Origin of the sequence: Nocardia sp. NPDC059240 (assembly GCF_042753865.1) — a bacterium.
In the GTDB taxonomy this organism is placed as follows: domain Bacteria; phylum Actinomycetota; class Actinomycetes; order Mycobacteriales; family Mycobacteriaceae; genus Nocardia.
On the sequence record NZ_JBHZAC010000003.1, the window covers coordinates 782454 to 802926 of the forward strand.

Sequence of the window (20473 nt, forward strand, 5' to 3'; positions counted from 1 at the left end):
TAAAGATATAAGAACCGAAAGATAAAAGCGGCCAGGAGGACGAGTCGCGAGGGGGCTGGGTTCGGGTTGCCCGCTCTCGTACCAGCTCATAGGGACAAAAGCCGAAATGAAAAGGACGCCTGGAGGAGGAGTTGGGAGGGGGCTAGGTTGGGCTCGCTCGCCGGCGGTTCCAGCCGGCTCGCCGACCGGCCGCGGATCGACTCGGTGTGGATGTCAAAGAATAAGAGCAACAACGAAAGACAAGAACCACGTCTTGCGGAGGACCGTTGCTGCGCGGGCAGGCGGCGAAGCCGCGTTTCCGCACCAGCTGGCGGGCACGGGCAGGCGGCACAGCCGCGTTCTCGGAATCGCTCGCAGGCCCCGGCGCGAATGAGGGCGCGTACGAGGAAGTCTTGCCGCCGCGACTTTTGTTGCGCTGTGCCACGAAGAGCAGGAGCTGTGCGCGAGGGGCGGTAGGTGTACGCGGGTGGCGGCGTAGCCGGTTTACGTTTCCGCACTAGCTGGCGGGCTCGAGTAGGCGGCGTAGCCGCGTTTACGGATCCGCTGGCAGGGGCGGGTGGGTGGGGCACCCGAGGCGGACCGACCGTTCGGTGGGCAATCGGTGCTCTGTGGAATCGGTGCTCTGTGGAGTTGTCAAAGAACCTCGAGATTGTCGCCGAAGGCACACTGCCCGATGGCTTTCGTCGAGTGGCACATTCCGGCGGTGTTTTGGGTGATTTGCCCGAGAAAATGTGCCACTCGGCGACCAGGGCGGCGGGGGTGGCGAGTCCTACCAGGAGATTTCGGCGTTGTTGTCTTGTTTTGTCTTGTTCTTGTTTGTTTTGTCTCGAGAAGGTGATGCGTGCAGTCCGTGGGCCGGGATCGGCGGGTCACGGCTCCCAACCCGGCGTCAGCCCAAGTCCGGTAGGGCAGGCGACGCAACCACACCTCCCCTGCCCTGCGAACGCCAGGGCCGCACCAGCCGTCCGGGTTTCACGCTGCCCGTGAACCCCACTGCCGGCAACTGGAATCCGCCGCAGCGGCACCCAACTCGCCCAAGTGATGACGCTGGTTGACCTTCGGCGTGCCGGTCGGATCCAGGTGCTTCGGCGCGATCCAGCCGCAGCGGCCGGGGTGGGCCGAATCCTTGGCCATGACTATGGTTTTCCAGCCGTCGACCGAATCGTTGACCAGGGCGTGGCAGTGATCGCACGCCAGAGCGAGATTCGACAGATCCGTCGGGCCACCGTCGGCCCAGTCGGTGATGTGGTGAACCGCGCACATCGAGGCAGGCGCATCACAACCCGGACGGGTGCAACCCTTGTCCCGCGCGATCAGGGCCAGGCGTTGCCCCGGGGAGGCGAGACGCTTGCCTCGGCCCAGGAACAGCGGGATGCCGTGCGGGTCAAGGACTGCCAGGACGGGGCGGGTGCCTGCAGCCATTTTCAGGGCTTCGTTGATGGAGACGTGGCCGCCGGTGGCGGTGGACGCCAGACCCGCGCCACGCTCCAGGTCGGCCAGCGACATGGTGAGGATGACCTGAGTCTTGAGACCACGGTGCTGACCGAATGCGGCGGCCGGAGTGACGGACTCACCGGATACGGCTACCGGGGCCGCAGTTTTGCCGGGCGAGGTGACAGGCTTGGCGGGGACAGTGGGCTGCAGCAGCGCGAAGAGGGCGTCGTGGGTGCGCTGACTCGCGTCGCGACGATCGCGGCGGGCAGCGGCCTCCAACACCTTCGAGTCGAACGACTTCGCCGACAGGGCAAGGGGTTCGGGGTCGTCGAGGTTGCACATGCCCGGGCGGGCGTACTTGGCGAAGAAGGCGTCCAAGTAGGCGCGCAGCTCCGGGGTCAGCCAACCCTCGATCTTGGACATGCCGTCCACACCCGGACGCGCCAGAGTGAGGCCGCGACGGCGGCGGCGGTCGGCATCGGAGATCACCGTGCCATCGGGGTCGAGGCGGGCGAGGATTTCGCGGCCCATCTTGGGCAGGTCGTCGGGCTGGCCGGTCAGGCAGTGCTCGACCAGGTGCTGCTCGGTCTCGGCGTAGGTCTCGGCCGGGAGATCGGCCGGCAGGTGCGTCATCACGTCCACGATGTTGCGGGCGTGGTCGCGCGAGATGTCGCCTGCCTCATACGCTTGCGCGGTCGCGGAGAGAGTGTCGGTGAGCGGCTGGCCCTTCGCGTCGAGCAGGCCACCGCAGGAGCGGGCGATCTTCACACGACCGGCCGCGTCGTAACGGGACAGGCCCAGGGTTTCACGCAGGAACGGGATCAGGGCACCGGCACCGCTCGACTGCGGCAGGCCACGCTCGCCGATTTCGATGATGAGGCGTGAATCCAGGGCGGAGAGTTGACGCTTGCAGGATTCGAGGTGCTGCAGCATCGCCACGAAATCGGGGTCGCTGATGGGTGTGAGGGTGGCGTGCAGGATGGTGGTCGAAAAGTTCTGCACTGCGGTTACCAGGGCGGTGATGCCGCAGCTGTCGAGTGATTCCCCCTTCGAATTCATGTGCTAATACTACCGCTGAATTCGAATGACGGGAACCCGAAATGTCCAGTATTGCAAGGGTTTTCAGATTAGTGTTCGCCAATGATGGCGGCTGCAATAACAATCCCGGATGTTATCGTTTTCGATAGCACCAATTCTCCTCCGCCACTGGCCAAGACAGCTGCGGCCTCGGCGACGCTGCCAGTCCGTGTCGCCGCCGCGACCTGAGGCGAGGGATTCGGGACCGCCGCCTGTGAGAGTTCCTCTGCCGAGAATCCGATTGCCTCTACTCCGAGTCTCTCGGCGGCGTCGATGAATCCGGGTTCCACGGCCCGGCGGTCGAGGGTGGCCAAGCGGCGGATCGCCCCGGACCACACCTGCGCCTGGATCGCGCCGATAATGTCGTCGGCCGATGCGCCCGGGCGGAAGCCCACCCCGACCACCAGGTCAGGCAATGACACGGGAGTGGGCGAAATCGGCTGTGGCGGAGACGAAGCGGGCGATGGCAGTGGGGTTTCCGGCGGGGTGGGTGTGCAGGTAGGAGGCGTGTACTCGGCTCGAGATCGCGCCTTCGCGGACAGCCTCACCCGACGGGGAGCGCCAGGCCCAGGCGGGAGTGGCGGTGCCTGGTGTCGTGAGGCGGGTGCGGTGGAATTCGTGGCCGCGTACCCGTTCGCCCGCGCTCCAGAGCGGAGAGTCGGTGAGGGCCACGGCATCTCGATAGCCGAGCGTGAGGCGGGGGCCGAATTCGGCTTCGGCGTCGATCACTCCGGCCATGCGGTGGCCGTCCAGGGAGCGGGCCAGGTAGAGGAGGCCCGCGCATTCGGCGTGGATCGGGAGTCCGCGGCCGGCCAGTTCGGCGATGGTGGCGAGTAGGTGCGCGTTCGCGGCGAGGTCGGCTGCGTGTTCCTCGGGGAAGCCGCCCGGGACGACCAAACCAGCGGTACCGGAAGGCAATTCGTCACGCAGTGGATCGAAGACCCGGACTCTCGCACCCGCCGCCGACAAGAGTTCCCGATGCTCGGCATAGCCGAAGGTGAACGCCGGGCCGCCCGCGATCGCCACCAGCGGACCGGATTCCCCACCACCCAGGTCGGCCGCCGCCGAACCCGCGAGCTCGGTCGCCGGATCCCAGGCTGGGCCGGAGGTGTCGGAGGCGGCCATTGCCGCGACCGCCGCGATATCGATGTGTGCCGCAACGAGATCCGTCATCGCGTCCACGGCGGACTGGGCTGCCGAACCGTGTTCGATGGCGGGGATCAAGCCCAGATGGCGTGAAGGGACGGCTAATTCGGCGAGGCGGGGCAGCGCACCCAGGACCGGGAGGCCGACGCGGGCGCAGGCGGCGCGCAAGACCTGTTCGTGGCGTTCGCTGCCGACCCGGTTGAGAATCACGCCACCGAGCCGGATTCCGCTGTCGTAGGTGGCGAAACCGTGCAGCAGCGCGGCCAGGCTCTGGCTGTGGCCGCGCGCGTCGACCACCAGGATCACCGGTGCGCCGAGCATGGCGGCGATCTGGGCGGTGGAGCCCTCGGCGATCGGGTCCGGATTGTGTTCGTCGATGCGGCCGTCGAACAGGCCCATCACGCCTTCGACCACGGCGAGATCGCAACCCGCACTGCCGTGCCGGTAGAGCGGCACCACTCGCTCGGCACCGGCCAGCACCGGGTCCAGGTTGCGGCCGGGCCGCCCGGCGGCGAGGCCGTGATAGCCGGGATCGATGTAGTCGGGGCCGACCTTGAACGGCGCGACCCGGTGTCCGGCCCGCCGCAGCGCACCGATCAAACCCGTGGCCACCGTGGTCTTTCCGCTCCCCGAAGCGGGTGCGGCGATGACCACCGCGGGCGTGCTCACCATTCGATTCCGCGCTGGCCCTTGCGGCCCGCGTCCATCGGATGCTTCACCTTCGTCATCTCGGTGACCAGGTCGGCCGCGTCGATCAGCGCCTGCGGCGCGTCTCGGCCGGTGATCACCACGTGCTGGTTGCCGGGCCGGTTGGTGAGGGTCTCGACGACCTCGTCCACATCGACCCAGCCCCACTTGAGCGGGTAGGTGAACTCATCGAGAACGTAGAAGCGATGCTCCTCGGCTCCCAGGCGGCGCTTGATCTCCTGCCATCCGGCCAGCGCGGCCGCTGCATGGTCCTCATCGCTGCCCTGCTTGCGGGTCCACGACCAGCCCTCGCCCATCTTGTGCCATTCGACGGCACCGCCGAGGCCCTTCTCGTCGTGCAGCTGCCCGAGGGTGCGGAAGGCGGCCTCCTCCCCCACCTTCCACTTGGCGCTCTTCACGAACTGGAACACCGCGACATCGAAGCCCTGATTCCAAGCCCGCAACGCCATCCCGAATGCCGCCGTGGACTTCCCCTTCCCCGGCCCGGTGTGCACCGCGAGCACGGGCAGATTCCGACGCTGCCGCGTCGTCAGCCCATCATCCGGAACACTCTCCGGCAGCGGCACACCCTTCGGCATCGACTCCAGCTCCTTCCACGACCGACAATCCCGGCTTCACGGTGCCATACGCGCACGACGCGACGGCTCCCGGCCCCGGGCTGCGGGTCAATGGAAGTCGAGGGTGAGGATGCTTTTGACGACCCCGAGAAAGCCGTGGACGAAGCCGTCCACGACAGCGCCGGGAACAGGTGTCGGCCCCAGCAGGGCTATCCCGGTTTCGACGGCCGCCTCACCGTACTTGCGCTCGCCCGAGGTTCGACCACCTGCACCGCGTCGAGCGGGATACCCGGCCGCCGTGCCATTCGAGGCGGCACGCGTCCTCTCGCGATCGGCCTTGGCGCGCAGCGCCATCTCGGCCTCGATTGGCTTGGACGCCTCTCGCCCGACATCATGGATGCCGCCGTGCGATTCGGCCCAGCCGTGTGTGTAGAACCCCATGATCCACCCGCCCGTACTCCGGATGATCTCGGCGAACGAATCGCCGACCACTACCGCCAATTGTAGTTAGCCGCCGCAGATTTCAGCAGCACCGCAAGGCGCTCGCGGCCGCCCTCAATTATCAGGGCCGCCCCCAACCGGTCAGGTCAAGGCGTGTGCGATGGCCTTGACGACGGCGACCAAGCCGCGGATCAGGATTTCCCCGAGAGCTTGACCGGCGACGTCGGCCGCGACCTCGCGGGAGGTGGAGGAGGTGCGCTCGCCCTTGCGGCGGAACAGGCGCACGGTCAGGCCGCCCGGGTGGCGCGGACGATGCCTGCGACGGAATCGCCGGTGAGGTCGCTCAATTGCAGGTAGCCGCCGCGTAGTTCGGCGGCGAGGTCGCGGGCCAGGCCGAGGCGGATCATGCCGCGTTCGCAGTCGACGACCATGGCGGTGACCGAATCGTGGGCCAGCATGCGGGCGGCGGTGCGGGCGCGCGGGACCGGGTCGGTGCCGCCGGTGGCGCGGCCGTCGGTGAGCAGGACCAGCAGGGGGCGGCGGTGCGGGTCGCGGACGCGTTCGCGGCGAAGGAGGTCGCGGGCCTTCAGGAGTCCTTGGGCCAGTGGGGTTTTGCCGCCGGTGCGCAGGTCGGCCAGGCGGCGGACGGCGATGTCGACCGAGGAGGTCGGGGGGAGGACCAGTTCCGCGTCCTGACCGCGCATGGTGATGACGGCGACCTTGTCGCGGCGCTGGTAGGCGTCGCGCAGCAGGGCTACCACGGCATTCGTGACGGCGGAGAGGCGGTCGCGCGCGGCCATCGAACCGGAGGTGTCGACCACGAAGACCACCAGATTGCCTTCGCGGCCTTCGCGATACGCGCCGCGCAGGTCGTCGGCGGCGAAGGCGAGCGGGCCGGTCAGGCGACCGCGTTCGTACTGGCGCGGCACGGCGGCGAAGATCGTGCCCAGCAGGTGCAGGCCGGTGGAGGTGTCCTCGATGGCTTTCACGACACGGCCCTGCCGGGTGCGGGCGCGGGAGCGGCGGCCGGGTGCGCCCTCTCCGACGCCGGGGACCTCCCAGCGCGGGGGTTTGGGCAGGGCCGCGGTAGGCGCGCCGGTGCGACCCTCACGGGCGGGGCGGTCGGCCGACGGTTCCCGTTGATCGGGGTCGGTCTGCCGCGAGTCGTTCGCCTGCCGAGGATCGGTTCCCGGCGGCCACGGATCGCGGGAATCCTGTTCTGCCCCAGGCGAGTTCGGGTCGCCGTCAGCAGCGTCGGGTCCGTCGTCGGACGCATCCGGTCCGCCGTCATGCGGATTCGGGCTGCCGTCCTGCGCTTCCGAGTCAGCGCCGGAGTTCTCTACATCCGTTTCGCCCGATTCATCCTGTGGGTCAGGCTGATCCTGCGGTCCCGCACCCGGGACCGCCTCACCTTTTCCCAGGCGGTCATCCCCTTCGGCCCGCGCGGCTTCCTCGGCGGCCCGGTCCATGGCCTCGTCCAGCTGTTCCTCACTGATGCCGGGTTCGTCGAACGGGTCGCGCCGACGCCGGTGCGGCAACGCCAGTTCGGCGGCCACCCGGACATCGGCCTCGGCCACGGCGGTCGCGCCCCGCCAGGCGGCGTGCGCGGTCGCGGTGCGCGCCACCACGAGATCCGCGCGCATGCCGTCCACGTCGAAGCTCGCGCACAGGGCCGCGATCCGGCGCAACTCCACATTGTCCAGCGCGACCTCGGCGATGCGATCGCGGGCGGTCAGGATGCGTTCGGCCACTTCGCGATCGGCGGCGGCGTACGCGGCGGCGAAGGCGGCCGGATCGGCCTCGTAGTCCAAGCGCCGGCGGACCACGGCCATGCGCACGTCCACCTCGCGGGAGGCGACCACGTCCACGGTGAGGCCGAAGCGGTCCAGCAGCTGCGGCCGCAGCTCACCTTCCTCGGGATTCATGGTGCCCACCAACACGAATCGCGCGGGATGCGTGTGCGAGACGCCGTCCCGCTCGATGTGCACCCGGCCCATGGCGGCCGCGTCCAGCAGCACATCCACCAGGTGGTCGTGCAGCAGATTCACTTCGTCGACGTAGAGCACGCCGTGATGTGCGGCGGCCAGCAGTCCCGGCTTGAACGCCTGCTCCCCGTCCCGCAGTACCCGTTCCAGATCGAGCGAGCCGACCACCCGGTCCTCGGTCGCGCCGACCGGCAACTCCACCAGCCGCGCGGGCCGCGCCCCGGACTCGTCCACCACCGGCGGCAGCAACTGCGCGAGCGCCCGCACCACCGTGGATTTCGCCGTCCCCTTCTCCCCGCGCACCAGCACGCCACCGATTCCGGGATGCACCGCGCACAGGATCAGCGCCAGCTGCAACCGCTCCTGCCCCACTACAGCGGAGAACGGAAACCCGGCCTCATCGGCGGCCGCACGAACACTCTCGGGATAAGTCACAGGGGAAACGGACACGCCCCCAACTCTAAGCACGCCCACCCTTCCCCCTCCGCCCGCCCCAACCCCGCACCTTCGCCGAGCGGCACAATCTGGCGGGCGACCCGGACAAATCCCCACCAGCATGTGCCACTCGACGGCTGGGGTGAGGTGGAAATGGCCGCGCCCGCTGCGGGTTTCGCAGCGGGCGCGGACGTCGGGATGGGGGCGGGGTCAGCCGCGACGCATCGGGATGTGCGGAATGCCGTCTTCGATGTACTCCTCGCCGTCCGGCTTGAAGCCGTGCTTGGTGTACATGTCGACCAGGTAGGTCTGGGCGTTCAGGCGGACCGTGGCGGAACCCGCCTCGGCCAGCGCGGCCTGGAGCAGGCGGGTGGTGTAGCCGTGGCCGCGAGCCTCCGGAGTGGTGCAGAGGCGGCCGATGCGGAAGGACTTGACGCCGTCCTCATGCTCTTCCATGAGGCGGAGGGTGCAGATGACCTGTCCCTCGTCATCGAGCCAGAAGTGGCGGGTTTCCGGCAGCAGGTCGAATCCGTCCAGTTCCGGATAGGCGCACTTCTGCTCGACGACGAATACTTCGACGCGAAGTTTCAACAGCTTGTACAGCGTCGTGGTGTCCAGGTCTTGGGACCACGACCTTTTGAGAGCAACCGTTGACATCATCGAGTCTTGCTATCACATCTAGGCGTGAGAAGCGATACCGCCATGCTTGGGCGTGTTGTCCGCATCGAGCTGCAGGGTCTTGGAAGTCCAGTCCCACACCTCGCGGTAGAGGGCCTGGTTCTCCGAGAGCTTGACGCCCAGCGACGGCACCATTTCCTTGAGTTTCGGCTCCCACGTGGAGAATTCGCGCGGGAAGCAACGCTTCATCACATCCAGCATGGCGCTCACACAGGTCGACGCGCCCGGCGAGGCACCGAGCAGGCCGGCGATGGTGCCGTCCTCGGCCGCGACGACCGCGGTGCCGAGTTCCAGCACGCCGCCCGCGCCCTTGCGGCGGATCACCTGCACACGCTGACCGGCGATGATCAGCTCCCAGTCGCGGCCGTCGGCGCGCGGGATGAACTCGCCCATCGCGCCGATGCGGTCGGCCTGCGAGTTGAGCAGCTCACCGACCAGGTAGTTGACCAGGCCCATCTCGGTGACACCGACACCCAGCATGGAGAACAGGTTGTTCGGCTTCACCGACTTGAACAGGTCGGTCAGCTTGCCGTCCTTGAGGAACTTCGGCGTCCAACCGGCGTACGGGCCGAACAGTAGGCCCTTCTCACCGTTGATGACGCGAGTGTCCAAGTGCGGCACCGACATCGGCGGTGCACCGACCGACGCCTGGCCGTACACCTTGGCCTCGTGCTGGGCGACCAGCTCCGGGTTGGTGGCGCGCAGGAACAGGCCCGACACCGGGAAACCGCCGAAGCCGTTGATCTCCTTGATGCCCGACTTCTGCAGCAGCGGCAGCGCGCCGCCGCCCGCGCCGACGAACACGAACTTGGCGTTGATGACCCGCACCTTGTGGCTGCGCAGGTTGCGCACCTTGACCAGCCAGGAGCCGTCGGACTGCTTGGTCAGGTTGAGCACCTCGTGGCCGAACGCGATATCCGCGCCGGACGCGCCCAGGTTGGCCAGCAGTTCCTTGGTGAGCTCACCGAAGTCGATGTCGGTGCCGTGCTCGGACCAGTTCAGGCCGATCGGCTCGGAGAAGTCGCGCCCCTTCGCCATCAGCGGTAGTCGCGAGCTGAATTCCGCTGCGTCGTCGATGAATTCCATACCCTCGAACAGCGGGTGCCGCGACAGCGCCTCGTGGCGCTTGCGCAGGTACTCCACGCCGTCCGCACCGTGGGTGTAGCTCACGTGCGGAATGGGGTTGATGAAGTTCGACGGGTTGGCCAGCACGCCGTTCTCGACGGCGTAGGACCAGAACTGGCGCGACACCTGGAAGCGCTCATTGATATCGATGGCCTTGGTGATCTCCACCGAGCCGTCGGCGTTCTGCGGCGTGTAGTTCAGCTCGCAGAGGGCCGAGTGGCCGGTGCCCGCGTTGTTCCACGGGTCGCTGCTCTCACCCGCGGCCTCGTCCAGGCGCTCGAAGATATTGATCGACCAGTCCGGCTGCACCTGCCGGAGCAAGGCGCCGAGGGTGGCACTCATGATGCCGGCTCCGATGAGGACTACATCGGTCTTTTCAATCGTGGCAGCATTCGACACGGCGTTCGTCGACTTCCTTGTCATTTGGGGTCACCAGGTGGGAGTTAGGTTACCCGTCGTTCACTTGGACTCAATTCTGCCCCTGACCATTCCCGGATCCCGCTTCGAAATCCCTGAATGTGAGAGATCCCTCCCAAATGGACATCGTTGTGGTGCGGTCTATCTTGGGCACGTGACCTCCGATACGTCATCCTCCACTTCGTCCACCACCACCTGGCAGCCGGACGTGCTGGGCGACGACTACCAGCAGCTGACCATTCCGATGGGACCGGACCCGGACGGCGAGGGTGACGTGGTCGCCACCCTGGTCCGGTACACCCCGGCCGACGCGCCCGTCACCACGCGGGCCGTGCTGTACGTGCACGGATTCACCGACTACTTCTTCCAGGAACACCTGGCCCAGCACCTGGCCGCGCAGGGGTACGCCTTCTACGCGCTGGACCTGCGCAAATGTGGCCGTTCACAGCGGGCGGGACAGACCCCGCACTTCGTCAGCGATCTGGCGCTCTACGACGAGGAGCTGAACCGGTCGCTGGAGACCATCCGCACCGAGACCGGGCTGCCGCTGCTGATCATGGCGCATTCGACCGGCGGGCTGGTGACCTCGCTGTGGCTCAACCGGCTGCAGGCCGCGGGTGGTGTTGCGGCACAGGGCATTACGGGCCTGGTGCTCAACAGCCCGTGGTTCGACCTGCAGGGGCCGGGCTACTACCGGTCGGTCGGCACGCCGCTGCTGGAAGGGCTGGGCCGGCTGCGGGCGTTCGCGAAGATTCCGCTGGGCGTCTCCACCGCCTACGGCGACAGCCTGCACAAGAGTGTCTCCGGCGAGTGGGACTACAACCTGGATTGGAAACCGTTGAGCGGCTACGCGGTTCACGCGGGCTGGCTGCGAGCCATCCGGCGCGGGCAGTTCCGGCTGCACAAGGGACTCGATATCGGGGTACCGGCGCTGATCCTGCGATCCAAGATCACGAAGTTCATGCGCCAGTACGGTCCGGCCGCCGATCTGGCGGATCTAGTGCTGGACGTCAAGCAGATCCAGCGCTGGTCGGGTTGCCTGGGCGACCGGACCAATATCGTGCCGATCGAGGGTGCGCGGCACGATGTCTTCCTGTCCGCGAAGGACCCACGCACCCGGGCCTTCGACGAACTCGATTCCTGGTTGGAGTGGCTGGCGAAATCACCAGAAGCTGGTGCGTAGCACCACTTCGGTGGCCAGTTCGTGGCCCGCTTCGGCGGGCACATCCGTGACATCCATGGGGACCAGCCGGAATTCGCCGTAGACGAACCGGCTGGAACCCTCGGCCACCGGGCGCGGCAGGCGCTTGGTGGCCAGCAGGGTGGTGGGGATCTCGACCGGCGGGCAGGAGGCGTCGGCGACGGTGCCGTCCGGGCCGGGCGCGGCCGGGTGGCCACCACCCGCGGCGATCAGACTCATGAAGCGGCCGAAGCCGCGAGCGGCCAGCTGCCAGGCCAGATCCGCGCCCGCGCCGCTGCCGACCAGGTTGGCCCACGGGACCTTCAGCTGGTCGAGGAGGGCGAACACCGTGGTGGCGTCGAGGCCGTCGATCGATTCGACGGCGATGGTGTGCAGGTCCGAGGTCTGCAGGCGTTCGCAGACCTGGTCGTATACGTCGGCCGGATCGCCCGCATCGGGGAGCAGCAGGACATGGTGCCGGGATTCGGGTCCGCCAATTCGCACCGCCCACTCGCGGTCACCGACCGTGATCCGCCGAGATTCCATGGTCAGCACGCTACAGGAGCCGTGCAGGGGCCGAATGCGAGTCGGGCGTATTTTTGTGACCTGAGTCACTTCGTGACGGTGAGAATTGGGAGATCCTCCAGTGTTCCGCCGCTGATCAGGCGCTCGAGCAGGTCCTGGTCGAGATGCTTTTCCATCAGGTCGGCCAGCAGATCGAGCTGCTGGTTGCGCACCCGGTCCACCGAAACATCTTCGGCGACAACGAATCCGGTCCGACCCACCCGATCGGCCACCTGCCGCAGCCAGGCGCGGCGAAACTCGTCCGACTCCAACGCACCATGCAGGTGGGTGCCCCAGATCGATTCGCGCACACTGCCTTCGGGCACGCCGTCCAGCTCGAACCAGGCGGGGTCGGCATTGCGGGTGACACGGCCGTGGTGGATCTCATAGCCGTGCACGGGGAGATCGCTATCACCGCCGGGCCCGGCATGATCCCGGACACGACCGCCGGAGCGGCGCAACACCTTCGGGTCGGCGAACTCGATCTCCAGGTCCAGCAGGCCCAGGCCCGGCACCTCGCCCGCGGCCGATTCGACCGGGTCGACGATGGTGCGGGCCAGCATCTGATAGCCGCCGCAGATGCCGAGGATCGGCCCGCCCGCCGCCGCGCGGGCACTGAGAGCGTCGGCGATTCCGTTGCGACGCAACCACTCCAGATCGCCGACGGTGGATTTGCTGCCCGGGATCACGACCAGGTCGGCTCCGGCGAGGCGGGACGGGTCGTCGACCCAGCGAACCGAGACGCCGGGCTCGCAGGCCAGCGCCTCGACGTCGGTGGAGTTGGAGATGCGTGGCAGCCGGATGGCGGCCACGGTCAGCCACTGATCGCCCAGCGGCGGCCGGGGCCGTCCGACCGGGGCGTCGGCCACCGTGCCGAGCGAGTCCTCCGCATCGAGCCAGAGATCCTCCGCGAACGGGATCACCCCGAGCGTCGGCCGCCCGGTGAGTGCGGTGAGCTGATCGATCCCGGGTTTCAGCAGGTCCACGTCGCCCCGGAACTTGTTGACGATGAACCCGGAGATCAGTTGCTGGTCTTCGGGTTCCAGAATCGCGACGGTCCCGAACAGATGCGCCAGCACTCCCCCGCGATCGATATCCCCGACCACCACGACCGGCAACTCCGCCGCCCGCGCCAACCCCATATTCGCCAGATCCGTTGCCCGCAAATTGATCTCGGCAGGCGACCCCGCCCCCTCGCAGATCACCACATCGAATTCGTCTCGCAGCGAAGCCAATTCCTCGGCCACGATCGCCCGCAGTTCGGTCCGATGCCGGAAGTAGTCCTTGGCCCCCACCGTGTCGATCGCCTTGCCCCGCACCACAAGCTGCGACCGTCGATCACTCCCCGGCTTGAGCAGCACCGGATTGAACCGAACACTCGGCTCGAGCCCGCAGGCCCGCGCCTGCAACGCCTGCGCCCGCCCGATCTCCCCGCCGTCCAGGGTGACGACGGAGTTGTTCGACATGTTCTGCGCCTTGAACGGCGCGACGCGCACCCCGCGCCGCGCCAGCATGCGGCAAAGTCCGGCTACGACAACGCTTTTCCCCGCGTCGGACGTGGTCCCCGCGACGAGCAGGGCGCCTTTCACCGGGTGCTGTACTCCGCTCGGGGGCGGTAGACGTAGTGGTCGCGGCCGCTGGAGGTGTAGGCGTCGCGGTTGACGTAGCGGTCGCGGTTCTCGGGGGCGACATCGTCGGCCTTGTCGTCCTCGACCGGGCGGCCCGCGGAGAGTTCGACGTGGCGGCGCATGGTGGCGCGCATGGCGCCGAGGCCCTCGTCGCGGGGGTTCGGGGGGAGGAAGCGGGAGGGCTTGCGGCGGGGGCCGCGGGAGCCGATGCCGCGCTGGGTGACGCCCCGCTGGGGCATGGCGATTTTCACGGGAGCGTCAGAATCTCTGCGCCTTCGTCGGTGACGACGAGGGTGTGTTCGAACTGGGCGGTCCACTTGCGGTCCTTGGTGACCACGGTCCAGCCGTCGTCCCAGATCTCGTAGTCGATGCCACCCAGATTGATCATGGGTTCGATGGTGAAGGTCATGCCGGGCTCGATGACCGACTCCACGGCGGGCTGGTCGTAATGCAGGATGACCAGGCCGGAGTGGAAGGTCGGGCCGACACCGTGGCCGGTGAAGTCGCGGACCACGCCGTAGCCGAAGCGGTTGGCGTACGCCTCGATGACGCGGCCGATGACATTGAGCGCGCGACCCGGCTTGACCGCCTTGATCGCCCGCATGGTGGCTTCCTCGGTGCGCTCGACCAGCAGGCGTACTTCCTCGTCCACGTTGCCGGCGAGGAAGGTCTTGTTGGTGTCACCGTGCACGCCGTCGATGAACGCGGTGACGTCGATGTTGACGATGTCACCGTCCTCGATCACGGTCGAGTCCGGGATCCCGTGGCAGATGACCTCATTGAGCGAGGTGCAGCAGGATTTCGGAAATCCCTTGTAGCCCAAGGTCGACGGGTACGCCCCGTGGTCGAGCATGTACTCGTGCGCGATGCGGTCGAGCTCGTCGGTGGTGACGCCCGGAGCGACGGCCTTACCGGCCTCTTCCAGCGCCTGTGCGGCGATCTTTCCCGCGATCCGCATCTTCTCGATGGTCTCCGCGGTCTGCACCCAGGGCTCGTGCCCCTCCTGGGCGGTTTTCTTCCAGACGTATTCGGGTCGCTCGATATTCTTCGGGACCTCGCGAATGGGCGACTGCTGCCCGGGAACGAGGGGCTTGCGGGTGCGCACAGACATGAGTCCAGACTATCTGCCCCGCACAGCGGCCCTTCCAGCGCATACCGGGTGGCCGGGGAATCTTTCCGGACCGTGGTCCGTTTAAGCTTCTGGTTGACTTGGAAACAAGACAGGGAGAAGGCAACGGCCGTGGAACTGGGACTCACGACATTCGCGGAAACACACCCCGTCGGCGGCGACGGGCCGGTGCCGAGCGCGGGCGAACGGCTGCGGCAGGTGGTCGAGGAAGCCGTCGCGACCGAGGCGGCCGGGCTGGACGTGTACGGCGTGGGCGAGCATCACCGCAAGGATTTCGCCGCCTCCTCGCCCGCCATGGTGCTGGCGGCCATCGCGTCGCGCACCGAGCGGATTCAGCTCACCAGCGCGGTGACGGTACTCAGCTCGGATGATCCGGTGCGGGTGTTCCAGGACTTCTCGACCCTGGACGGACTCTCCAACGGCCGGGCCGAATTGATGGCCGGGCGCGGCTCGTTCATCGAATCGTTCCCGCTGTTCGGGTACGACCTCGACGACTACGACGAGCTCTTCGAGGAGAAGCTCGCACTGCTGCTGAAGATCCGTGAAGAGGGCCCGCTCACCTGGGAGGGCAAGTTCCGTGCGCCATTGAAGGACGCGATCGTCTATCCGCGCACCGAAAACCGGCCGCTGCCGGTGTGGATCGCGGTCGGCGGCAGCCCCGAATCCGTAGTGCGCGCAGGGCTTTTGGGCCTGCCGCTGGCCATCGCCATCATCGGCGGGCAGCCGGCGCGGTTCAAGCCGCTGGTGGATCTCTACCACCGGGCACTGGACGAGGGCGGGCACGAACCGCAGCCGATCGCGGTGCACGCGCACGGGTACATCGCCGAAACCGACAAGGCGGCGGTCGAGGACTTCTACGGGTCTTATGCGCGGGCCATGACCGGCATCGGGCGCGAGCGCGGGTGGGGTCCGATGACCCGGCAGCAGTTCGATGCGCTGCGGTCGCAGAGCGGGTCGCTGTTCGTGGGTACGCCGGATTACGTGGCGGAGAAGATCGCCGACGTGCGTGACACCCTCGGGCTGGATCGGTTCATGCTGCACAGCAGCGTCGGCACGTTGCCGCACGAGAAGGTGCTGGCGAACATCGAACTGCTCGGCGCGAAGGTCGCACCCCAGGTGCGCTGAGCCACAAGGGCGTTGGATTCCGGCCAAGAGCACGCCGGAATGACGGAGGTACGCGGCCCGGTCGTCATGACCGGGCCGTTTTCATGACGCCGCTGCGGTTCTCATGACGCCGTTTCCGTCGCGCCGAAGGCTGCGAGCAGCATGTCGGTGAGTTGGTCGAGGTAGGCGGGGCCGGTGGGGTCGCCGCCGAGCATGACGCGCCAGAACAGGGGGGCGCCGATGAAGTCCAGGGCCAGTTCGAGATTCAGCGACTCCGGCAGTTCACCCCGGTCGATCGCGCGGTGCAGGATGCGGGCGACCCTCGCACGGCGCGATTGACCGATGCCCAGTTGCAGCACCTCGCGGAGCGCGGGTACGCGCACGGCCTGGGCCAGGATGTCCGGAATGATCCGGGCGACAAGGGGATTGGTCAGCACCTCGGCCGATTGGGCGAGGAAGGCGCGCAGGTCGCCGCGCACGCTGCCGGTGTCGGGGGAATCGGCGGCGTCGACCGCGACTTCCGAGATCAGGCCGATCACCAAGTCCTGCTTGGTCGACCAGCGCCGGTAGAGGGTCGGCTTGCTGACGCCCGCGCGCCGGGCGACCGCTTCCATGGACAGCTTGCCGTAACCGACGTCCGCCAGTTCTTCGAAGGCCGCCATGCGAATGGCCGCGGTCACCTGCGGCTGCATCACCGCCGCGCCCGCGGGCTTGCGGCCGCCCGAACCGGATTCCTCACTCATGCCCGGGAGTCTAGCAACGACGATACGGTTGCGTTTCATCGTCGATCGGTCTACCGTTCTAGCCGTACGACGAAACGGTGTCGTATCGACGTAAAGAGCGAGGTAGAAGCCATGAAATTCCTCTTCGACGACGAATCCTTCAGCTACGAGGCGCTGCGTGCCGCCGGGTTCGCGAGCTACGGCGGCGCGGAACTCGGCGAGGTGATCGCCACCGCGAGCCGCATTCCCGACGGCGACGAGGCGGCCTGGCTGCGCGAGTGGGAGGCCACCGCCATGCGGGTCCACGCCATCGGCGAGGCGGCCGCGAAGGCGGGACACCGGGTGAGCGCCCGCGAGGCGCTGCTGCGGGCCTCGAACTACTACCGCACCGCCGAGTTCTACCGCCGCGACGACCCGGCCCACGACCCGGTGCCGCGCGAACTGTCTCGGCTGGCCCGCGAAACCTTCTGGGAGGCAGCGCAACTGCTGGACACCCCGGTCCATCCGGTCGCGATTCCCTACGAGGGCACCACGCTGCCCGGCTACCTGTTCCTGGCCGACGACACCGAACAGGCCCGCCCGACCGTCATCTTCAACAGCGGCTTCGATTCCACGCTCGAGGAGTCCTGGTTCGCGCTCGCGGCCGCGGCGGTGGCGCGCGGCTATCACGTGCTGGCCTTCGACGGCCCCGGCCAGGGTGAGGTCATTCGCGAACAGGGCCTGACCTTCCGCCACGACTGGGAAGCGGTGATCACGCCCGTAGTCGACTACGCGCTATCCCGACCGGAGATCGATCCCGACCGCATCGCGTTGTTCGGCTACAGCCTCGGCGGCTACCTGACCGCCCGCGCCGCCGCCTTCGAGCACCGGATCGCCGCGCTGATCCTCGACGACGGCCTGTTCGACTATCACGCCGCCCACGTGCGGATGATGCCGCCGTTCCTGGCCGACTGGATCGCCGCGGGCCGCGATGAGGAGGCGAATGCCGTTGCGTCCCTGATGATGACGGTCAGCACCACCATGCGCTGGGCGCTGCGCAACGGTCAGTGGACCTTCGGCGCGAGCTCACCGGCGGACTACGTGCGCCGCACCGCCGATTACACCCTCGCCGGTGTGGTGGACGCGATCCGCTGCCCCACGCTGGTCTTCGACGCCGAGAACGACCTGTTCTTCCAGGGCGAGGCCCCGCGCGTGTACGAGGCGCTCACCTGCGAGAAGAAACTCATCATCGGGACCGCGGCCGAGGGCGCGGGCGAGCACTGCCACACGGGGGCCATGGTGCTGACCCATCAGCGCATGTTCGACTGGCTCGACGACATCCTGGCGACTCGATAGGCCGCGCGACGTCGAATTACCAAAATGAAATACCGACCGGGCCGTCAACGAATTCCATTGTCGGCCCGAATATTTCATTCAGATCAAGTGTCCATTAACACCGTCAGCGGGACGAAGCGGACGTATGGTGGACAGGCAGCTGCATTCGTCAGATCCTCGAAAATTCCGCGCCCCGTGAGCATTTCACGCGCGGAGGAAGTAGGTATGCGATGGCACCGATCCCGTCTGGCGTATACGCAATCAGCCGCCCGGTGGAGCAGCTGATCACGCTGATCGGCGAGGAGCCCGGGCATCCGGTCATGATGCTCCCGCCCACCGGCAATCCCGGCGAGCAGGAGTGGGAGGTGATGGAGCTTCCCAACGGGAATGTGGTGATCCGGAACCTGCGGATCAACAACTTCCTGGGCACCGATGGGGACCCCCAGCCCAACCTCCCGATAGTCGGCGTCGGCAAGGAATACGAATGGGTGCTCCAGCAGAGCGCCATGCCGTTCACCTTCCATATCGTGGTGCCCGGCGGACCCGTCGACGGCGCGGAATTGGCCCTCGATCTGAGCCTGTTGCGCATCTATCCGCCGCGGCTGGCCTTGCGCCCGCTCAACCCGGAAAACCAGATGCAGGCGTGGCGTTTCCAGTTCCACGAGTGAAGTGAACACGACCTGGTGAATGAGTGAGGCGAGGCGTATCGGCCGGTTCGGACCCGGCCGATACGCCTCGCACACAACAATATTCAGAAGTCGATTCGTTATTCAGTAGTCGGTGAGATTGGCCTGGAACGCGATGCGGTCACCGCGATACAGCGAGCGCACCCGTTCGATCGGCACGCCCTCGCCGTCGACGCTGCGGCGGTGCAGCAGCAGCATCGGCAGGGCCGTCGTGCATTCCAGCAGCGCCGCCTCGCGCGGTGAGGCGAGCACCGTCTCGATGCGTTCGGTGGCGACCGCGTACACCACACCCATGCCGCGGGTGGCGGCGTAGAGCGACGTCTCCGGGTTGTAGAACTCGCGCAGAACGGCGAAGCGGTGCAACGGCATCCACGTGCTCTCCAGGCCGATGCGTTCGCCGTCGGCGAGCAGGATGCGCTCGAGATGCATGACCACGGTGCCGGGTTCCACCGCCAGATCCCGCGCGGTGTCGGGATCGGCGGGGACGTCGGTCCATTCGACGAGCAGACGGCCGGGCTTGCGGCCGAACTTGATCGCGCCCTCGGTATAGGAGCGCAACGACAAGGGCTGCACCATCTTCGGGCGCGAGACCACGGTGCCGCGACCCTGGCGGCGAATTCGCCCCTCCACCAGCAGTTCTCGCACCGCCTGGCGCACGGTTTCGCGAGCGACGCCGCAGCGCAACGCGAGTTCGCGTTCCGAGGGCAGTGGATCACCCTCGGAGAGTTCGGTCAGCAGCGCCTCGAGTTCCGCGCGGACTCGATACGATTTCGGCATGCGCGCGGCGGTCACCGGATCGCCGCCCGCGGCGAGCACCGGATCGGCTGCCGCATTCGGCACCGAATCCGCTCGTGTACTGGGCGTTTCACCCGGCGGGCGGCCGGGTTCCAGCTTCTGCCCCACCCCGGCGGCCTCCCTCGTCTCCATGGCCCCAGCCTACACAAGATTGGTCTATACCAATTATTAACCTAGCGTTTCCATACGAAACACTCCTAGGTCTAGACCATTGCCCAGGATGTTGGTCATGCGATTGGTCATCATCGGCGGAGGGATCCTCGGAACCGCCCACGCACTCGCCGCCATCGGGCGCGGCCACGAGGTCGTCCACCTGGAACGTGAGGTGGAGGCGCGCGGCGCGACCGTGCGCAACTTCGGGCTGGTGTGGGTTTCGGGACGCAGCGCCAGCGAACTCGAACTCACGCTGCGGTCCCGGCAGCTGTGGGAGGAGATCGGCGGCAAGGTACCCGGCGTGGGCTTCCGGCCCGCGGGCTCGATCACACTGGTGCGCACGGACAACGAACTCGCCGTGGCCGAGGCCGCGATGGCGAACCCGTCGGCCGCCGAGCGCGGCTTCGAACTGCTCGACCCCGACCGGGTCCGGACGCTGAACCCGGCGCTGCGCGGCAAATTCCTTGCGGGCCTGCACTGTTCCACCGACGCGGCCGTCGAATCGCGGCAGGCGCTGCCCGCGCTGCGCCGCTACATGGAGGCCAGCGAGCGCTACACGTTCTTCGCGGGCACCGAGGCGCGCACCGTCACCGGCACCACCGTCGTCGACGACCGCGGCCGCCGCCACGAGGGCGATCTGGTCCTCGTGTGCCCGGGCGCGGCCCACACCGGCCTGACCCGCGAACTGGTCGGCAATATTCCGGTGCGCCGGGTGCGGTTGCAGATGATGCAGACCGCTCCCCTGGGCGAGCCGCTCACCACCGCCATCGCCGACGGCGACAGCTTCCGCTACTACCCCGCCTTCGCCGGCCCGGAGCTGGATCGACTCAATCGTGAAGAGGCGCAGCCGTTCACGGCCGCCCAGCACAAGATGCAGCTGCTGGCCGTGCAGCGCCTGCACGGCGGGCTCACCATCGGTGACACCCACGAGTACGACGAACCGTTCACCTTCGATGTGGACGAGGCCCCCTACGAGCACCTCATCGGCGTGATGGAGGAGCTGCTGGGCCGCAAACTGCCGCCGGTGGTGCGGCGCTGGGCGGGCGTGTACAGCCAGTCCATCGATCCGGGCACCATCGTGACCCGCGCGCAGGCCGCCGACGGCGTCTGGGTGATCACCGGCCCCGGCGGCCGCGGCATGACGCTGGGCCCCGCCCTCGGCGAGCAGACCGCCGATCTTCTCGACCTCTGACCC

At 67.7% G+C, this 20473-nt stretch carries 20 protein-coding genes; 5 read left to right on the forward strand and 15 right to left on the reverse strand.

The window, feature by feature from the left end:
* Nucleotides 1-972 precede the first annotated feature (972 nt).
* The 9 genes from ACFXHA_RS13950 to mqo all read right to left on the reverse strand — a co-directional run bounded on the left by ACFXHA_RS13950 (nt 973) and on the right by mqo (nt 10009).
* Nucleotides 973-2493, reverse strand: a complete 1521-nt coding sequence (locus ACFXHA_RS13950) for a DUF222 domain-containing protein (protein WP_379356412.1) — start codon at nt 2491-2493, stop codon at nt 973-975.
* Between the two features lie 68 nt (nt 2494-2561).
* Nucleotides 2562-2915 carry a cobalamin biosynthesis protein gene (locus ACFXHA_RS13955; RefSeq protein WP_379356414.1) on the reverse strand — a complete coding sequence of 118 codons (354 nt, stop codon included), beginning with the start codon at nt 2913-2915 and terminating at the stop codon, nt 2562-2564.
* Between the two features lie 4 nt (nt 2916-2919).
* Complete coding sequence (locus ACFXHA_RS13960; protein WP_379356416.1) at nt 2920-4329, reverse strand: cobyrinate a,c-diamide synthase; 1410 nt, start codon at nt 4327-4329, stop codon at nt 2920-2922.
* Nucleotides 4323-4943 (reverse strand): cob(I)yrinic acid a,c-diamide adenosyltransferase, encoded by a 621-nt coding sequence (gene cobO, locus ACFXHA_RS13965; protein ID WP_379356418.1) that lies wholly within the window; start codon nt 4941-4943, stop codon nt 4323-4325. Before cobO ends, ACFXHA_RS13960 begins: the two co-directional genes overlap by 7 nt.
* A gap of 87 nt (nt 4944-5030) precedes the next feature.
* A complete protein-coding gene (locus ACFXHA_RS13970; protein ID WP_379356420.1) occupies nt 5031-5414 on the reverse strand; it encodes a hypothetical protein in 384 nt (127 codons plus the stop codon).
* A 90-nt stretch (nt 5415-5504) separates the two neighbouring features.
* Nucleotides 5505-5648, reverse strand: a complete 144-nt coding sequence (locus ACFXHA_RS13975; protein ID WP_379356422.1) for a hypothetical protein — start codon at nt 5646-5648, stop codon at nt 5505-5507.
* A 2-nt stretch (nt 5649-5650) separates the two neighbouring features.
* Nucleotides 5651-7798 carry a VWA domain-containing protein gene (locus tag ACFXHA_RS13980; protein WP_379356423.1) on the reverse strand — a complete coding sequence of 716 codons (2148 nt, stop codon included), beginning with the start codon at nt 7796-7798 and terminating at the stop codon, nt 5651-5653.
* A gap of 195 nt (nt 7799-7993) precedes the next feature.
* Entirely contained in the window at nt 7994-8443 is a 450-nt protein-coding gene (locus tag ACFXHA_RS13985) for a GNAT family N-acetyltransferase (protein WP_379356425.1), read from the reverse strand.
* Between the two features lie 18 nt (nt 8444-8461).
* Entirely contained in the window at nt 8462-10009 is a 1548-nt protein-coding gene (mqo, locus tag ACFXHA_RS13990) for a malate dehydrogenase (quinone) (RefSeq protein ID WP_379356427.1), read from the reverse strand.
* Between the two features lie 238 nt (nt 10010-10247).
* Here mqo and ACFXHA_RS13995 point away from each other — a divergent pair, with 238 nt between their 5' ends.
* On the forward strand, nt 10248-11186 hold the full coding sequence (locus tag ACFXHA_RS13995) for an alpha/beta hydrolase (protein ID WP_379356689.1): 939 nt from the start codon (nt 10248-10250) through the stop codon (nt 11184-11186).
* On the opposite strand, the gene ACFXHA_RS14000 is transcribed toward ACFXHA_RS13995, so the two are convergent.
* The 4 genes from ACFXHA_RS14000 to map form a co-directional block, all read right to left on the reverse strand.
* Nucleotides 11166-11729 (reverse strand): alpha/beta fold hydrolase, encoded by a 564-nt coding sequence (locus ACFXHA_RS14000; protein WP_379356429.1) that lies wholly within the window; start codon nt 11727-11729, stop codon nt 11166-11168. The genes ACFXHA_RS13995 and ACFXHA_RS14000 overlap by 21 nt on opposite strands.
* Before the next feature lie 65 nt (nt 11730-11794).
* A complete protein-coding gene (locus tag ACFXHA_RS14005) occupies nt 11795-13336 on the reverse strand; it encodes a cobyric acid synthase (protein ID WP_379356431.1) in 1542 nt (513 codons plus the stop codon).
* Nucleotides 13333-13614, reverse strand: a complete 282-nt coding sequence (locus ACFXHA_RS14010) for a hypothetical protein (protein ID WP_379356433.1) — start codon at nt 13612-13614, stop codon at nt 13333-13335. The genes ACFXHA_RS14005 and ACFXHA_RS14010 overlap by 4 nt, the downstream gene beginning before the upstream one ends.
* An 8-nt stretch (nt 13615-13622) precedes the next feature.
* Complete coding sequence (gene map, locus ACFXHA_RS14015; RefSeq protein WP_379356435.1) at nt 13623-14486, reverse strand: type I methionyl aminopeptidase; 864 nt, start codon at nt 14484-14486, stop codon at nt 13623-13625.
* A 129-nt stretch (nt 14487-14615) separates the two neighbouring features.
* Between map and ACFXHA_RS14020 the strand changes: the two genes are divergently transcribed.
* Nucleotides 14616-15629 carry an LLM class flavin-dependent oxidoreductase gene (locus ACFXHA_RS14020; protein WP_379356437.1) on the forward strand — a complete coding sequence of 338 codons (1014 nt, stop codon included), beginning with the start codon at nt 14616-14618 and terminating at the stop codon, nt 15627-15629.
* A 101-nt stretch (nt 15630-15730) separates the two neighbouring features.
* On the opposite strand, the gene ACFXHA_RS14025 is transcribed toward ACFXHA_RS14020, so the two are convergent.
* Entirely contained in the window at nt 15731-16351 is a 621-nt protein-coding gene (locus tag ACFXHA_RS14025; RefSeq protein ID WP_379356439.1) for a TetR/AcrR family transcriptional regulator, read from the reverse strand.
* A gap of 111 nt (nt 16352-16462) precedes the next feature.
* Between ACFXHA_RS14025 and ACFXHA_RS14030 the strand changes: the two genes are divergently transcribed.
* Both ACFXHA_RS14030 and ACFXHA_RS14035 read left to right on the forward strand, forming a co-directional pair.
* On the forward strand, nt 16463-17665 hold the full coding sequence (locus ACFXHA_RS14030) for an alpha/beta hydrolase family protein (protein ID WP_379356441.1): 1203 nt from the start codon (nt 16463-16465) through the stop codon (nt 17663-17665).
* A 209-nt stretch (nt 17666-17874) separates the two neighbouring features.
* Nucleotides 17875-18312, forward strand: a complete 438-nt coding sequence (locus ACFXHA_RS14035; RefSeq protein ID WP_379356443.1) for a hypothetical protein — start codon at nt 17875-17877, stop codon at nt 18310-18312.
* A 102-nt stretch (nt 18313-18414) separates the two neighbouring features.
* On the opposite strand, the gene ACFXHA_RS14040 is transcribed toward ACFXHA_RS14035, so the two are convergent.
* Nucleotides 18415-19107, reverse strand: coding sequence for a GntR family transcriptional regulator (locus ACFXHA_RS14040; RefSeq protein ID WP_379356691.1), 693 nt, complete (start codon nt 19105-19107; stop codon nt 18415-18417).
* Nucleotides 19108-19354: 247 nt separating this feature from the next.
* Here ACFXHA_RS14040 and ACFXHA_RS14045 point away from each other — a divergent pair, with 247 nt between their 5' ends.
* Complete coding sequence (locus tag ACFXHA_RS14045) at nt 19355-20470, forward strand: TIGR03364 family FAD-dependent oxidoreductase (RefSeq protein ID WP_379356445.1); 1116 nt, start codon at nt 19355-19357, stop codon at nt 20468-20470.
* Nucleotides 20471-20473: the final 3 nt, after the last annotated feature.

Excerpts from the sequence above, each read along its gene's own strand:
- ACFXHA_RS13950 (WP_379356412.1), bottom strand. The coding sequence starts at position 2,493 with ATGAATTCGAAGGGGGAATCACTCGACAGCTGCGGCATCACCGCCCTG.
- ACFXHA_RS13960 (WP_379356416.1), bottom strand. The coding sequence starts at position 4,329 with ATGGTGAGCACGCCCGCGGTGGTCATCGCCGCACCCGCTTCGGGGAGC.
- cobO (WP_379356418.1), bottom strand. The coding sequence starts at position 4,943 with ATGCCGAAGGGTGTGCCGCTGCCGGAGAGTGTTCCGGATGATGGGCTG.
- ACFXHA_RS13985 (WP_379356425.1), bottom strand. The coding sequence starts at position 8,443 with ATGATGTCAACGGTTGCTCTCAAAAGGTCGTGGTCCCAAGACCTGGAC.
- mqo (WP_379356427.1), bottom strand. The coding sequence starts at position 10,009 with ATGACAAGGAAGTCGACGAACGCCGTGTCGAATGCTGCCACGATTGAA.
- ACFXHA_RS13995 (WP_379356689.1), top strand. The coding sequence starts at position 10,248 with ATGGGACCGGACCCGGACGGCGAGGGTGACGTGGTCGCCACCCTGGTC.
- ACFXHA_RS14000 (WP_379356429.1), bottom strand. The coding sequence starts at position 11,729 with ATGGAATCTCGGCGGATCACGGTCGGTGACCGCGAGTGGGCGGTGCGA.
- ACFXHA_RS14010 (WP_379356433.1), bottom strand. The coding sequence starts at position 13,614 with ATGCCCCAGCGGGGCGTCACCCAGCGCGGCATCGGCTCCCGCGGCCCC.
- map (WP_379356435.1), bottom strand. The coding sequence starts at position 14,486 with ATGTCTGTGCGCACCCGCAAGCCCCTCGTTCCCGGGCAGCAGTCGCCC.
- ACFXHA_RS14025 (WP_379356439.1), bottom strand. The coding sequence starts at position 16,351 with ATGAGTGAGGAATCCGGTTCGGGCGGCCGCAAGCCCGCGGGCGCGGCG.
- ACFXHA_RS14030 (WP_379356441.1), top strand. The coding sequence starts at position 16,463 with ATGAAATTCCTCTTCGACGACGAATCCTTCAGCTACGAGGCGCTGCGT.
- ACFXHA_RS14035 (WP_379356443.1), top strand. The coding sequence starts at position 17,875 with ATGGCACCGATCCCGTCTGGCGTATACGCAATCAGCCGCCCGGTGGAG.
- ACFXHA_RS14040 (WP_379356691.1), bottom strand. The coding sequence starts at position 19,107 with ATGCCGAAATCGTATCGAGTCCGCGCGGAACTCGAGGCGCTGCTGACC.
- ACFXHA_RS14045 (WP_379356445.1), top strand. The coding sequence starts at position 19,355 with ATGCGATTGGTCATCATCGGCGGAGGGATCCTCGGAACCGCCCACGCA.